The sequence below is a fragment of the Albidovulum sp. genome (assembly GCF_008933605.1).
Classification (GTDB): domain Bacteria; phylum Pseudomonadota; class Alphaproteobacteria; order Rhodobacterales; family Rhodobacteraceae; genus Albidovulum.
The window spans coordinates 1-12,280 of sequence record NZ_WBUS01000101.1 but is presented as its reverse complement, the minus strand read 5'-3'; the positions used below and the strand labels follow the sequence as shown (position 1 = coordinate 12,280).

General features: G+C 68.2%; 13 protein-coding genes. 7 read left to right on the top strand and 6 right to left on the bottom strand.

Annotation, left to right across the window (positions count from 1 at the left end; all coding sequences use genetic code 11):
* The first annotated feature begins 422 nt into the window (after positions 1 to 422).
* On the top strand, positions 423 to 1,268 hold the full coding sequence (locus F9K34_RS13040; RefSeq protein WP_291337402.1) for a hypothetical protein: 846 nt from the start codon (positions 423 to 425) through the stop codon (positions 1,266 to 1,268).
* Here F9K34_RS13040 and pyk read toward each other — a convergent pair.
* A complete protein-coding gene (gene pyk, locus F9K34_RS13035) occupies positions 1,195 to 2,643 on the bottom strand; it encodes a pyruvate kinase (protein ID WP_291337401.1) in 1,449 nt (482 codons plus the stop codon). The genes F9K34_RS13040 and pyk overlap by 74 nt on opposite strands.
* Before the next feature lie 131 nt (positions 2,644 to 2,774).
* Between pyk and F9K34_RS13030 the strand changes: the two genes are divergently transcribed.
* Both F9K34_RS13030 and F9K34_RS13025 read left to right on the top strand, forming a co-directional pair.
* Positions 2,775 to 3,518: an N-formylglutamate amidohydrolase gene (locus F9K34_RS13030; protein ID WP_291337400.1), complete on the top strand. Its 744-nt coding sequence runs from the start codon at positions 2,775 to 2,777 to the stop codon at positions 3,516 to 3,518.
* A gap of 17 nt (positions 3,519 to 3,535) precedes the next feature.
* Positions 3,536 to 3,853, top strand: coding sequence for a DUF1244 domain-containing protein (locus F9K34_RS13025; protein ID WP_291337399.1), 318 nt, complete (start codon positions 3,536 to 3,538; stop codon positions 3,851 to 3,853).
* A 1-nt stretch (position 3,854) separates the two neighbouring features.
* Here F9K34_RS13025 and map read toward each other — a convergent pair whose 3' ends face one another.
* Positions 3,855 to 4,661 carry a type I methionyl aminopeptidase gene (gene map / locus F9K34_RS13020; protein WP_291337398.1) on the bottom strand — a complete coding sequence of 269 codons (807 nt, stop codon included), beginning with the start codon at positions 4,659 to 4,661 and terminating at the stop codon, positions 3,855 to 3,857.
* A gap of 117 nt (positions 4,662 to 4,778) precedes the next feature.
* Between map and F9K34_RS13015 the strand changes: the two genes are divergently transcribed.
* The 4 genes from F9K34_RS13015 (at position 4,779) to F9K34_RS13000 (ending at position 7,734) form a co-directional block, all read left to right on the top strand.
* Positions 4,779 to 5,510 carry a competence/damage-inducible protein A gene (locus F9K34_RS13015; protein ID WP_291337397.1) on the top strand — a complete coding sequence of 244 codons (732 nt, stop codon included), beginning with the start codon at positions 4,779 to 4,781 and terminating at the stop codon, positions 5,508 to 5,510.
* A complete protein-coding gene (locus tag F9K34_RS13010) occupies positions 5,507 to 6,211 on the top strand; it encodes a GNAT family N-acetyltransferase (RefSeq protein ID WP_291337396.1) in 705 nt (234 codons plus the stop codon). The genes F9K34_RS13015 and F9K34_RS13010 overlap by 4 nt, the downstream gene beginning before the upstream one ends.
* A 63-nt stretch (positions 6,212 to 6,274) precedes the next feature.
* A complete protein-coding gene (locus F9K34_RS13005) occupies positions 6,275 to 6,808 on the top strand; it encodes a peroxidase-related enzyme (RefSeq protein ID WP_291337403.1) in 534 nt (177 codons plus the stop codon).
* Positions 6,805 to 7,734 carry an OmpA family protein gene (locus tag F9K34_RS13000; protein ID WP_291337395.1) on the top strand — a complete coding sequence of 310 codons (930 nt, stop codon included), beginning with the start codon at positions 6,805 to 6,807 and terminating at the stop codon, positions 7,732 to 7,734. Before F9K34_RS13005 ends, F9K34_RS13000 begins: the two co-directional genes overlap by 4 nt.
* 21 nt (positions 7,735 to 7,755) lie before the next feature.
* On the opposite strand, the gene F9K34_RS12995 is transcribed toward F9K34_RS13000, so the two are convergent.
* The 4 genes from F9K34_RS12995 to F9K34_RS12980 all read right to left on the bottom strand — a co-directional run bounded on the left by F9K34_RS12995 (position 7,756) and on the right by F9K34_RS12980 (position 12,071).
* Positions 7,756 to 8,661, bottom strand: a complete 906-nt coding sequence (locus tag F9K34_RS12995; RefSeq protein ID WP_291337394.1) for a LysR family transcriptional regulator — start codon at positions 8,659 to 8,661, stop codon at positions 7,756 to 7,758.
* Between the two features lie 151 nt (positions 8,662 to 8,812).
* Positions 8,813 to 10,831 carry an FAD-dependent oxidoreductase gene (locus tag F9K34_RS12990; protein WP_291337393.1) on the bottom strand — a complete coding sequence of 673 codons (2,019 nt, stop codon included), beginning with the start codon at positions 10,829 to 10,831 and terminating at the stop codon, positions 8,813 to 8,815.
* Between the two features lie 77 nt (positions 10,832 to 10,908).
* Positions 10,909 to 11,304: a hypothetical protein gene (locus F9K34_RS12985; RefSeq protein ID WP_291337392.1), complete on the bottom strand. Its 396-nt coding sequence runs from the start codon at positions 11,302 to 11,304 to the stop codon at positions 10,909 to 10,911.
* On the bottom strand, positions 11,301 to 12,071 hold the full coding sequence (locus F9K34_RS12980; RefSeq protein WP_291337391.1) for a DUF6478 family protein: 771 nt from the start codon (positions 12,069 to 12,071) through the stop codon (positions 11,301 to 11,303). Before F9K34_RS12980 ends, F9K34_RS12985 begins: the two co-directional genes overlap by 4 nt.
* Between the last annotated feature and the right edge of the window lie 209 nt (positions 12,072 to 12,280).

Here is a 12,280-nt window from a genome sequence, read left to right as displayed (position 1 = left end):
CCAGGTCTCGCAACCCGAACCTTCTCCGAAGATCGGCGATGACCGCCAGCGTCACCCGCGGCCGCGCGCTGCGCTACGCCGGAGGCTCCGCGCGCGGCCTCCTACACCATGTGCTGGGACACTGCCGCGCCGCGTTGTAGGTCGGCCAGTTCTTGGTCTTGTAAGTCGGTGTGTTCGGTCTGCTCATGCCCTCCAGCTATCACGCTGGATTCACAAGATGAATCCCCTCAACCGATTTGTGCAACAGAGCCATCAAGCACCGAAAATGGTGGGAAAAAGAAGATTTTGCACGCGATTACGCCGGATGCACGCATTCTTGTTGCCGATAAGGAGAATGCATCCGCAGTGCTTCGTGAATATGACACGGCCGAACAATGGCTGGCCGCCGAAGTTGATCGCGCTATCAAGGACGAGTCAAGATTTTGACCGGCAAGGGCCGTGAGGCGCGGGACGCGGGCGGGCTGACCGTCGCACGGAACGGCATCGCGCGGACCGCCTCGGGGCGGGTCTGGCGGACCTCGACCTCCTATCTGCAGGGCGGCGTGACGAAGGACCCGGAGGGTAACTTCGACTATGCCTACGACTATGCCGGCCGGCTGCTCGCCGCGACGCATACCAATGGGCTTGCCGGCTTCACCCAGAGCTTCACCTATGACGCCGCCGGCCGGATGCGGACCAACAGCCGGGTCGGGACCTATGCCTACGCGAACACCGGCCAGGCGGAACATGCGCCCTCGACGGTGACGCGCGCCTCGGGGCCGGCACAAACACTCACCTACGACCCGAACGGCAACATGACCGCCGGCCTCGACGGCAAGGTCATGAGCTATGACGGCGAGAACCGGCCGGTCTCGGTGAGCTTCGCCGGCAAGACCACCACTTACGTCTACGGCGCCGACGGGACACGGCTGAAGAAGGTCGACACCGACCCGCTGACCGGGCAGCCGGAGGTGACGCTCTACATGGGCCCGGTGGAGATCAGGCGTTACGGGCAGGGCGCGGCGGAGGAGATCCTGCTCTACCCGCGGCCCGACATCCGCATCACCAGGACCAGGAGCGGCAGCACGGTCACGACGCAGGTGAACGCGCTCCACGCCGACGGGCTCGGCTCGGTCCGCGCCGTCACCGACGAAACCGGCGCGGCGGTGGAGCGCACCACCTACCGCCCCTTCGGCGAGGAGGTGATGCCTCCCCCTACTCCGGGTCGGTCCGGAAGATCAGCCGTTCGTCGCAGGGGGCGACGCGGAGGATGTTCGTGGTGCCCTTGACGTTGAAGGGCACGCCGGCGGTGACGACGATCTGATCCTTTTCGGTCGCGAAGCCGTACTCGCGGGCGGCCTTGGCGGCGCTGACGACGGCCAACTTGAAGCGGTCCACCGGGTCGTGCGTCTGGACGCAATGGACGCCCCAGGTCAGGCTCAGCCGGCGCACGGTGGCGATGAGCGGGGAGAGCGCGATGATGGGGACCGTGGGCCGCTCTCGGGCGACGAGGCTCGCGGTCGTGCCGGACTGGGTGAAGCAGCAGATCGCATGGATGTCGGTCGCCTCGGCGATTTCGCGCGCGGCGGCGACGATGCCGTCGGCGACTGTGCGCCGCTCGATCCGACGCGAGGCCTCGATGATCTCGCGGTAGGTCGGGTCGCTTTCGACCGACTTCGCCACGTTGTCCATCGTCTCGACCGCCTCGACCGGATACTGGCCGGCGGCACTTTCGGCCGAAAGCATGACCGCATCGGCGCCCTCGTAGATCGCGCTCGCCACGTCGGAGACCTCGGCCCGGGTCGGCATCGGGCTTTCGATCATGCTTTCCAGCATCTGCGTCGCCACGATCACCGGCTTGCCGGCCGATCGCGACGCGCGGACGAGCTGCTTCTGGATCGGCGGGACGGAATGGACCGGAAGCTCCACGCCAAGGTCGCCGCGGGCCACCATGATGCCGTCCGAGGCCTCGAGAATCTCGGCGAAGGCCTTCACCGCGGCGGGTTTCTCGATCTTCGACAGGATCGCGGCGCGGCCCTTCGCCAGCGCGCGCGCTTCGCGCACGTCCTCGGCCCGCTGCACGAAGGAAAGCGCGAGCCAGTCGACGCCGAGTTCGCAGGCGAAGTCGAGGTCGGCGCGGTCCTTGTCCGACAGCGCCGCGAGCGGCAGCACCACGTCGGGCACGTTCACGCCCTTGCGGTTGGAGATGGTGCCGCCGGCGGTCACGGTGCAGTCGGCGAAATCGGGTCCGCAGGCATCGACGGTGAGGCGGATCTTGCCGTCGTTGACCAGAAGCCGCGACCCCGGTTCGAGTGCGGCGAAAATCTCCGGGTGGGGCAGGTTCACCCGCCGCCCGTCGCCCTCTGCCGGGTCGAGGTCGAAGCGGAAGCGGTCGCCCTCGTTCAGCTCGTGCGCACCGGCGACGAAGGTGCCGACGCGGAGCTTCGGCCCCTGCAGGTCGGCGAGGATCGCGATCGGCCGGCCCATGTCCTCTTCCACCCGCCGGATGATAGCGTGGCGGGCGGCCTGATCGGCATGGCTGCCGTGGCTCATGTTCAGCCGGAAGACATCGGCCCCCGCCTCGAAGAGCGCGCGGATCATGGCGTAGTCCGAGGAGGAGGGGCCGAGCGTGGCCACGATCTTCACGCAACGCAGCCTTCTCATCCCCGGTCCCCTTCATGTTTGCGCTAACGGCGGTCTTGGCCGCTCTATGGCGCAAAACCGCGGCAAGGGCAACTGGCGCTTGCCCTTCGTCTCGTCTAAACGATCTTTCATCCGGGAACGACGAAAAACGCATGACGGCAGAGCCATTCCTCATCCTCGGGGCCGACCGCCCCTCGCGCTGGCTGATCACCTGCGACCACGCGACGAACCGGGTTCCCGCCTGCGTCGGCGGCGGCAGCCTCGGGATCGCGCCGGCGGACATGGAACGGCACATCGCCTATGACATTGGCGCCGCCGGAGTGACGCGGCGGCTGGCCGAACGGCTGGATGCGCCGGCGATCCTGTCGGACTTCTCCCGCCTCGTCATCGACCCCAACCGCGGCGAGGATGACCCGACGCTGGTGATGAAGCTCTACGACTCGACGCTGATCCCGGTGAACCGGCAGGTGGACGCGGCGGAGGTGGAACGGCGGCTTCAGGCTTTCCACCGGCCCTATCACGACGCGCTGGAAAGCCTTGCCGCGCGGCGGTCCGACACGGTCATCTGCGCCGTCCACAGCTTCACGCCCCGGCTCGTCGGCCGGGCAGAGCGGCCCTGGCACGTCGGCGTCCTCTATTCCCACCGCGACCCGCGGCTGGCCCTGAGCCTGCTTGCGCGCCTGCGGGCGGAGGGGGACCTCTGCGTGGGCGAGAACGAGCCCTATGGCGGGCACCTCGACGGCGATTCGATCGACCGGCACGCGCTGACGCCGGGGCGACCCAATGTGCTGGTCGAGATCCGCCATGACCTGATCCGCAGCGCGGACGGCCAGATCGCCTGGGCCAACCGGCTGGCGCCGATCCTTGAAGCGGCGCTGGCCGGCGCCGATCTCTGAGCCAGGGAGGACCGCAGATGGACGAAAAGACACGGATCGAGATCGAGGCCGCCGCGTTCCGGGCGCTCCGCCATCACCTGATGGACAAGCGCACGGACGTGCAGAACATCGGCCTGATGAACCTCGCCGGCTTCTGCCGCAACTGCCTCGCCCGCTGGTACCAGGAGGCCGCGAACGAGAGGGGCATCGCCATGACGAAGGACGAGGCGCGCGAGATCTACTACGGAATGCCCTACGAGGACTGGCGGGCGCTGCACCAGACGGAGGCGGACGCGGCGAAGAAGACCGCCTTCGAGGTGGCATTCCGCGAGAACGTCGTTCCGCGCGAGGGTTGAGTCACCGCGTCGGCCAGAACCGGCCGGCAGGCGAGAGGGTGAAGATGTCGGCCCCGTCCGCCGTCACGCCCACCGAATGCTCGAACTGGGCCGAAAGCGACTTGTCGCGCGTCACCGCCGTCCAGTCGTCGGCGAGCACCTTGGTCTCGGGCCGGCCGAGGTTCACCATCGGCTCGATGGTGAAGAACATCCCTTCCTCCAGCTTCGGGCCCGTGCCGGGGCGGCCGTAGTGCAGGACGTTCGGCGGCGCGTGGAAGACCCGGCCGAGCCCGTGGCCGCAGAAGTCGCGCACCACGCTCATTCGCTGGGCCTCGACATAGGACTGGATGGCATGACCGATATCGCCGAAGGTATTGCCGGGGCGGACCGCCTCGATCCCGAGCATCAGCGCGTCGTGCGTGACCTGGATGAGCCGCTCGGCCTTCCTCGGCAGGGCGCCCGCGACATACATGCGGCTGGTGTCGCCGTACCAGCCGTCGACGATGACGGTCACGTCGATGTTGAGGATGTCGCCGTCCTTCAGCACCTTTGGCCCCGGGATGCCGTGGCAGACGACATGGTTGACCGAGATGCAGGAGGCGTGCTGATAGCCGCGGTAGCCGATCGTCGCGGATTTCGCACCGGCCTCGGCCACGCGCCGCTCGATGAAGGTATCGAGCGCCTCGGTCGTGACGCCCGGTTCGACCAGTGCGCCCACCTCGTCGAGGATCTCGGCCGCGAGCCTTCCGGCCGCGTGCATCCCGGCGAAATCCGCCGCCTCGTTAATCCTGATCCCGTCCTTCGTCAGACGGCCGCGCGGATCGTCCACCGGCCCCTCCTTCGCCACGATACCGCGCCTAGATAGTCAAGGAAGCCCGCTTTGGCCAGAGCCGGGGCTTCCGCCAGGCCCTTACCTTGCCTATAGCTTGGGCTGAAGAGGTGAGCCATGCCGAACCCCACCGCCGCCATCCTGATCATCGGGGACGAGATCCTTTCGGGCCGCACACGCGACGCGAACATGTACTACCTCGCCGGCGAACTGGCCCGCATCGGCATCGACCTGAAGGAAGTGCGCGTCGTCGCCGACGAGATGGGCGCGATCGTGGCGGCGGTGAACGCGCTCCGCGCGGATTTCACCCACGTCTTCACCTCGGGGGGTATCGGCCCGACCCACGACGACATCACCGCCGATGCCGTTGCCTCGGCCTTCGGGATGGACCTTCGCATCCGCGACGACGCCCGCGCCATCCTGGCGGCGCACTACGACCGGTCGGGGCTGGAGTTCAACGCCGCCCGCCAGCGCATGGCGCGCATTCCCGCAGGCGCAACCCTGATCGAGAACCCGATCTCGGCCGCGCCGGGGTTCAGCCTTGAAAACGTGCATGTCATGGCCGGCGTGCCCGACATCTTCAAGGCGATGGTCGCCTCGCTCCTGCCGCGGCTGACGGGCGGCAAGCCAGTGCTCAGCCAGACCTTGCGGATCGACCGCGGCGAAGGCGTGATCGCCGAACCGCTCGGCGCACTCGCCGCCGAGTTTTCCGACCTGAGCTTCGGCTCCTACCCGTTCATCCAGAACGGCGTCTACGGCGCCAACATCGTCGTGCGGGGAACCGACCCGGTACGGATCGACGCGGCGATCGGACGGCTCGCGGCGCTCTTCCCCGGCGAGGAGGCATGACGGATCCCTTCGCGGTCACGGATGCGACCTGGCCCGCGGCGGCGCTGCACCGGGCCGGGGGCTTCACCGTGCGCGAGGGAAGGGGCGGCGGTCAGCGCGTCTCGGCCGCCACCGCCGCTGGGCCCTGGACGCAAGCCGGCATCGATGCGGCCGAGCGGATGCACGCGCGCCTCGGGCAGCGCCCGCTCTTCATGATCCGGCCCGGGGAGGAGGCGCTCGACGCCGCCCTCGCCGTCCGTGGCTACCGCGTCAAGGACCCCGTCCGGATTCATGCCGCGCCGGTCGCGACCCTCGCGTCGGAACCCGCCAACCCGATGGCGGGCTTCGCGATCTGGCCGCCGCTCGCGATCATGCGCGACCTCTGGGACGAGGGTGGGATCGGAGCGGAGCGGATTGCCGTGATGGAGCGTGTGAAAGGTCCGAAGACCGCCATCCTCGGCCGCGTCAACGACCGCTGCTCGGGCGTGGCCTTCGTCGCGGTTCACGATGACACGGCGATGCTGCACGCTTTGCACGTGGCGCCGGACCTGCGTCGGCAAGGATCCGCCGTCAAGATCGTGCGGAAGGCCGCCCACTGGGCGCAAGATCATGGCGCAGAACGGTTTTCCGTGCTGGTGACAGCGGCGAACGGACCGGCGAACGCGCTCTATGCTTCCCTCGGGATGGAGATTGTGGGAGAGTATCACTACCGCTCACAATAACCCCAAGAGGCAAGCGGAGCAGTGAAGGACGACGGCCACAGCCCCACCGCGCTTGACCTTCCGATGGTCAGGCCGCTTCCGGATGCCACCCGGAAGTATTTCGACATCTGCACCGACAAACTCGGGCTCGTGCCGAACGTGCTGAAAGCCTATGCCTTCGACATCGACAAGCTCAACGCCTTTACGGCGATCTACAACAACCTGATGCTGGCCGAGAGCGGGCTCACCAAGCTCGAACGCGAGATGATCGCGGTCGCGGTCTCCTCGCTCAACCGCTGCTGGTACTGCCAGGTGGCACATGGCGCGGCGGTGCGGGAACTTTCCGGCGACCCGGCGCTCGGCGAGGCCATGGTGATGAACTGGCGCGTGGCGGCCCTGACGCAGAAGCAGCGGGCCATGCTGGAATTCGCCGAAAAGCTGACGCTCGCCTCCTCCCGGGTGGAGGAGGCCGACCGGCAGGTTCTGCGCGACGCGGGCTTCACGGACCGAGACATCTGGGACATCGCCTCGGTCACCGGCTTCTTCAACATGACCAACCGGATCGCCTCGGCCACCGCGATGGAGCCCAACCCGGAATACCACGGGGCGCACCGATGAAACGGATCGCGTTCCTCCTCGCTCTCATCGCCCCCGCCGCCGAGGCCGCGCCGACCCTGTCCCTGCCGCCATCGGCCATGCGCACGGCCGAGGACCGGACGGAACTCGGCAGCCATGCCCTGCCGGTCGGCCCCTGGAAGGATGGCCGGATGGAAACGATCCGGACGGAGGGCGAGGTCACGCAGACCGCCTGGCGCATACGCGACGGCAACCTCACCACGATGGCACTCCTTGCGACCCTGCGCGACCAGCTCGGACGCGAGGGGTTTGAGATCCTCTTCGAGTGTGACGCCGACGATTGCGGCGGCTTCGATTTCCGCTTCGCAATGTCCTGCCTGCCCGAGCCGGAGATGCACGTCGACCTCGGAGATTTCCGTTTCCTTTCCGCCCGGCGCGGAACCGCCGGCGCGCCGGATTACGTGAGCCTCCTGGTCAGCAGGTCTTCCGACAGCGGCTATGTGCAGATGACCCGCATCGGCGCCGCGCTGGTGGAACCGCTGCCCATCGCCGCGGCGGAGTTCAGCCCGCGCGAGAGCGCGCCGGCGCCGGATTCGCTCGGCGACCAGCTTGTGGCTCGCGGCAAGGTCGTGCTCGACGACCTGCGCTTCGCCTCGGGCGCGGCAGAACTTGGCGCGGACGATTTCCCCTCGCTCGCGGCCTTGGCGGAGTTCCTGAAGGCCAATCCCGACAAGAGCATCGCGCTCGTCGGGCACACCGACGCCGAGGGGACGCTCCCTGCCAACGTGGCGGTCTCGCGCAAGCGCGCGCAATCGGTGATGGCGCGTCTCGTCGAATCCTACGGCGTCAATCCGGCGCAGTTATCGGCGGATGGCGTGGGCTTCCTGAGCCCCCTCGCCTCCAATCTCACCCCCGAGGGGCGGACCCAAAACCGACGGGTCGAGGCGATGATCACCTCGACCCGCTGAACCGTTCACACCCCGAAAGGCTTACCAGGCGTCGGGCCCCTTGTCGGCAAAGGCCTGCGCAAGGAAATCGATGAAGGCGCGGACCTTGGGCTGGGTGAAGCGTCCCGGCGGATAGACCGCGTAGATGCCGAGTTGTTCGACCGGAAGGTCGGGGATCGCGTCGATCACGAGGCCCTGCTTCATCGCGTCGGAGTAGAGGAATGATGGCAGATAGGCGATCCCGAGGCCCGAGATCGCGGCATTGAGAAGCGACTGGCCGTCGTTCACCGTCAGCCAGCCGGCGGTGCGCACCTGCCGCTTTTCGCCCGAGGGCGCGGTGATCTTCCAGACGTTCCCCGACGCCTGGTTGGAATAGTGCAGGAGTTTGTGTTCGTTCAGGTCGTCGATCTTCGTCGGGCGGCCGTATTTCTCGAAATAGGAGGGCGAGCCGACCATGCGCTTGACCGTTTCGGTCAGCTTGCGGGCGCGCAGCGTCGAATCTTCCAGTTCCCCCACCCGGATGGCCATGTCGAAGCCTTCCGAGATGAGTTCCACATAGCGGTTGTTCAGCACCATGTTCACGGTGATGTCGGGGTATTCCAGCAGGAAATCCCCGAGGATCGGCGAGAGCAGGTTCACCCCGAAATCGGTCGCGACCGAGATGCGCAGGAGCCCGGAGGGCGCCGACTGCATCGAGGTGACAAGCGCGTCGGCCTCGCCGGCGTCGTTCAGCACGCGCCGCGCCCGGTCGTAGTAGGCCAGACCGATCTCGGTCGGCGACACCCGGCGCGTCGTGCGGTTCAGAAGCCGCGCCCCCAGACGCGCTTCAAGCGAAGAGACATGTTTCGAGACGGCGGACTTCGAAATCCCCATCTTCTTCGCGGCATCCGTAAACCCCCCCTGGTCTACGACGGTGGCGAAAGCCTCCATTTCCGTCAGTCGGTCCATTGTGCACCCGTCAAATACATTGCCCGCCGCAGACCGGTATCGCGGGCAATTCGGGCAATATTGCGGAGGCTGACGGACAACACTGGGGTATTGTCGCGAACCAAAGTGGCAAGTTTCCGCCGATCCGTTCGGCAGGCGTCACATATGGCGCTCAGAGGGTGGCGGCGAGACGGGTTCCCTGGTCGATGGCGCGCTTGGCATCCAGTTCGGCCGCAACATCTGCGCCGCCGATCACGTGGACCACACATCCCCTAGCGGCAAGCCTCTCGGCAAGGGTTCGGTCGCTTTCTTGGCCGGCGCAAAGGACGATGGTGTCGGCGGGGATCAGGCGCGGGTCCTCTCGCCCCGGCCCTGAGGAAACGCGCAGTCCCCCCGGCTCCACCGCTTCGTAGTTGACGCCGCCGATCATCTCCACGCCCTTCGCCTGCAACGCGGCGCGGTGGATCCAGCCGGTTGTCCTGCCGAGATTGCGGCCCGGCTTCTCCGGCTTGCGCTGCAGCAGCGTCACAGCCCGCGCCGGTGCTTCGGGCTTCGGCTCCACGAGTCCTCCGCGCGCCGTCTCGGGGTCGGTCACGCCCCACTCGGCGAGCCAGTCGTGAAGATGGAGCGTCGGGCTCTGCCCGGTCTGTGTCAGGAACTCCGCCACGTCGAAGCCGATCCCGCCCGCGCCGACGATCACCGCCCGCGCGCCCACGGGCGCGCCCGTCAGCACGTCGATGTAGGACAGCACGTTCGCCGCCCCCTGCCCCGGAATCTGCGGATCGCGCGGGCGCACGCCGGTGGCGACGACCACCGCGTCGAAATCCGAAAGCATGTCCGGCGTGGCCTCGGTGGACAGGCGCAGGGCGATACCGCACTTTGCCACCATCGTCTCGAACCACGCGACGAGACCGTGGAATTCCTCCTTCCCCGGCACCTGACGGGCAAGGTTCAACTGGCCGCCGAGGCGCGCGCCCCGCTCGAAAAGCGTGACCGTGTGTCCGCGCCGGTCGAGCGCGAGCGCCGCCGCAAGCCCCGCCGGGCCCGCGCCGACGACGGCGATGCACTTCGGGGCGGCCGTGGGCTCCAGCACCAGCTCGGTCTCGAAGCAGGCGCGCGGGTTGACGAGGCAGGTCGAGATCTTTCCGGCGAAAGTGTGGTCGAGGCAGGCCTGGTTGCACGCGATGCAGGGGGCGATCTCTTCCGCGCGGCCCTCGGCCGCCTTCCGCACGAAATCCGGATCGGCAAGGAAGGGGCGCGCCATCGACACCATGTCGGCGCAGCCTTCGGCCAGCACCGCCTCGGCCACATCGGGCGTATTGATCCGGTTCGAGGTGATCACGGGGATGGCGACCTCGCCCATCAGCTTCTTCGTCACCCAGGCGAAGGCACGACGGGGAACGGAGGTGGCGATCGTCGGCACCCGCGCCTCGTGCCAGCCGATCCCGGTGTTGAGGATCGAGGCGCCTGCCTCCTCCACCGCCTTGGCGAGCGTCACCACCTCGTCCCAGGTCTGCCCCTCGGGTACGAGGTCGAGCAGCGAGATGCGGTAGATCAGGATGAAGTCCTGCCCGACCGCCTGCCGCACTCGCCGCACCACGTCCAGCGGCAGGCGCATCCGGTTCTCAAGGCTGCCGCCCCAGCGGTCGGTGCGCCGGTTCGTGCGGGTGACGAGGAATTCGTTGAGGAAGTATCCCTCCGACCCCATCACCTCCACGCCGTCGTATCCCGCCTCGCGGGCGCGCGCGGCGGCGGTGGCGATGTCGGCGATCTGCTTCTCGATCCCTGCCTCGTCCAGTTCCTTCGGCGGGAAGGGAGAAATCGGCGACTTGATCGCGGAGGGCGCCACGCAGTCCGGCCCGTAGGCATAGCGCCCGGCGTGGAGGATCTGCATCGCGATGCGGCCGCCTTCGTCATGCACCCGGTCGGTCACGACGCGGTGGTTGGCGATGTCGGCCGGTGTGAAAAGCCCCGCCGCACCGGGAAAGACGCCGCCCTCGCGGTTCGGCGCCATGCCGCCCGTCACCATGAGTGCCACGCCCCCCCGCGCGCGCGCGGCATAGAATGCCGCCACCCGGTTCCAGTCCTTCGTCTCCTCGAGATTCGTGTGCATGGAGCCCATGAGCACCCGATTGGGCAGGACCACGTGTCCAAGGTCGAGCGGTGCGAGCAGATGCGGGTAATGCGACATGGGGCCCTCCTTGCATGGTGACGATGCCAAAGGCGCGCGCCGCGGTCACGCCGGACGCTGCGTCACGGGAGAGCGGATCAGGTCCCGTCCGTCTCTGCGCAGTGGCGGCGAAAGGCCTTCTTCAGCATGTCGAGCTCGGCACGGAGAAGGTCGATCTCGGCCCGGATGTCGTCTTCCAGGGGAACGCCGGTGACGATGGTGAAATGGCCGAGCGTGGCCCCGGTGGCCACCTCGCGCACGACAAAGGTCTGCACTCCGTCGGACAGGAGCGATGCCGGGATCGGCACCGCCACCGGCCAGCGACCGGGCGCCGAGGGCGCGGCGAGGCTGACGCCGTCAAGGCGCGCCTCCTGATGCCAGACCTCGATCGCGGGGGCCTCGTCCCGGTCCGGTGCGACAAGCTCCGCCCGCCAGCACCCGGCCGCGATCCGGGCGCCTTCAAGCGTCAGGCTCTTCGCACCGGTCCCGGTCACAGCGCGGCCCTCGGGCGACGGCTGAGCGTCAGGTCGCGGACGACGACCTGGTTCATCCGGGGGCCCTCGAAGATGAGGTCGAGCCAGGCGGCCTCCACCGGACGGTCGGTCAGGCGGGTGTAGCCGAGGTCGAATTCCACCGTCGCTTCCGTCGTGCCCTTCGGCAGTTCGCGGACGATCTCGTCGGTGTTGGGGCCGTGGCGCAGGTTCAGCCGCGCGAAGATCTCCAGCGGTCGCTCCGCTTCCACCGCCGCGTCGAGCCGGACGACGTGACCGGCACCGAGACCCTGGAGCCCCGCCATCGGAAGGTCGAGCACGAGCGAGAGGAACGAACCATCGAAGCGGAATACGTCGATCCTGAGGCCATAGGGGGCGAGGTCGGTCGGGCGGGTATTGGCGATCTGGCGCAGGGTCAGTTCGCTTTCGGCGCAGTCGTGAAACAACTTCGCCTCGGCGCCGAAGCCGGTGCGGGTGGCGACCGCGGCAAGGCCCGGCGGCGTCACCGGGCCCGACCAGAGTTCCGGCCGCCAGGCCCAGTCCGCCAGAAGCGGCTTCGGGATCGCCGACGCCCCGTCCCCGCGCGCGAGCGGCCCTTCGGCCACATGAAGAACGCGGTCGATCTGGCGGCGAAGCTGCCGGCCCTCGCCGCGCAGGGCGCGAAGCGTGGCGGGATCGGCCGCCCCGGCACGCTCGGCCGCGGCGCGCCAGCGGTCGAGCGCGCGGCGGCCGAGGAAGCGGTCGAGGTAGCTGTCGAACTTGTCGCGCATTCTGCCGGACGTGGTCCCTGTCACGCGAAGATGGAAACCATAATTCGTTATCGTTTCGTTTCCGCGGGCGCGCAAGCCGGTGCCCGCGACTCAACCCGCCGCGGCGGCCCCGGCGTTCGCGGCCCGCATCCGTCCGACGAAGGCGTCGAGGATCTGGCGCTTCTCGGCCGAGGTGAGCGGCCGGTCGGCAAGGCTCATCACCGAGAGGG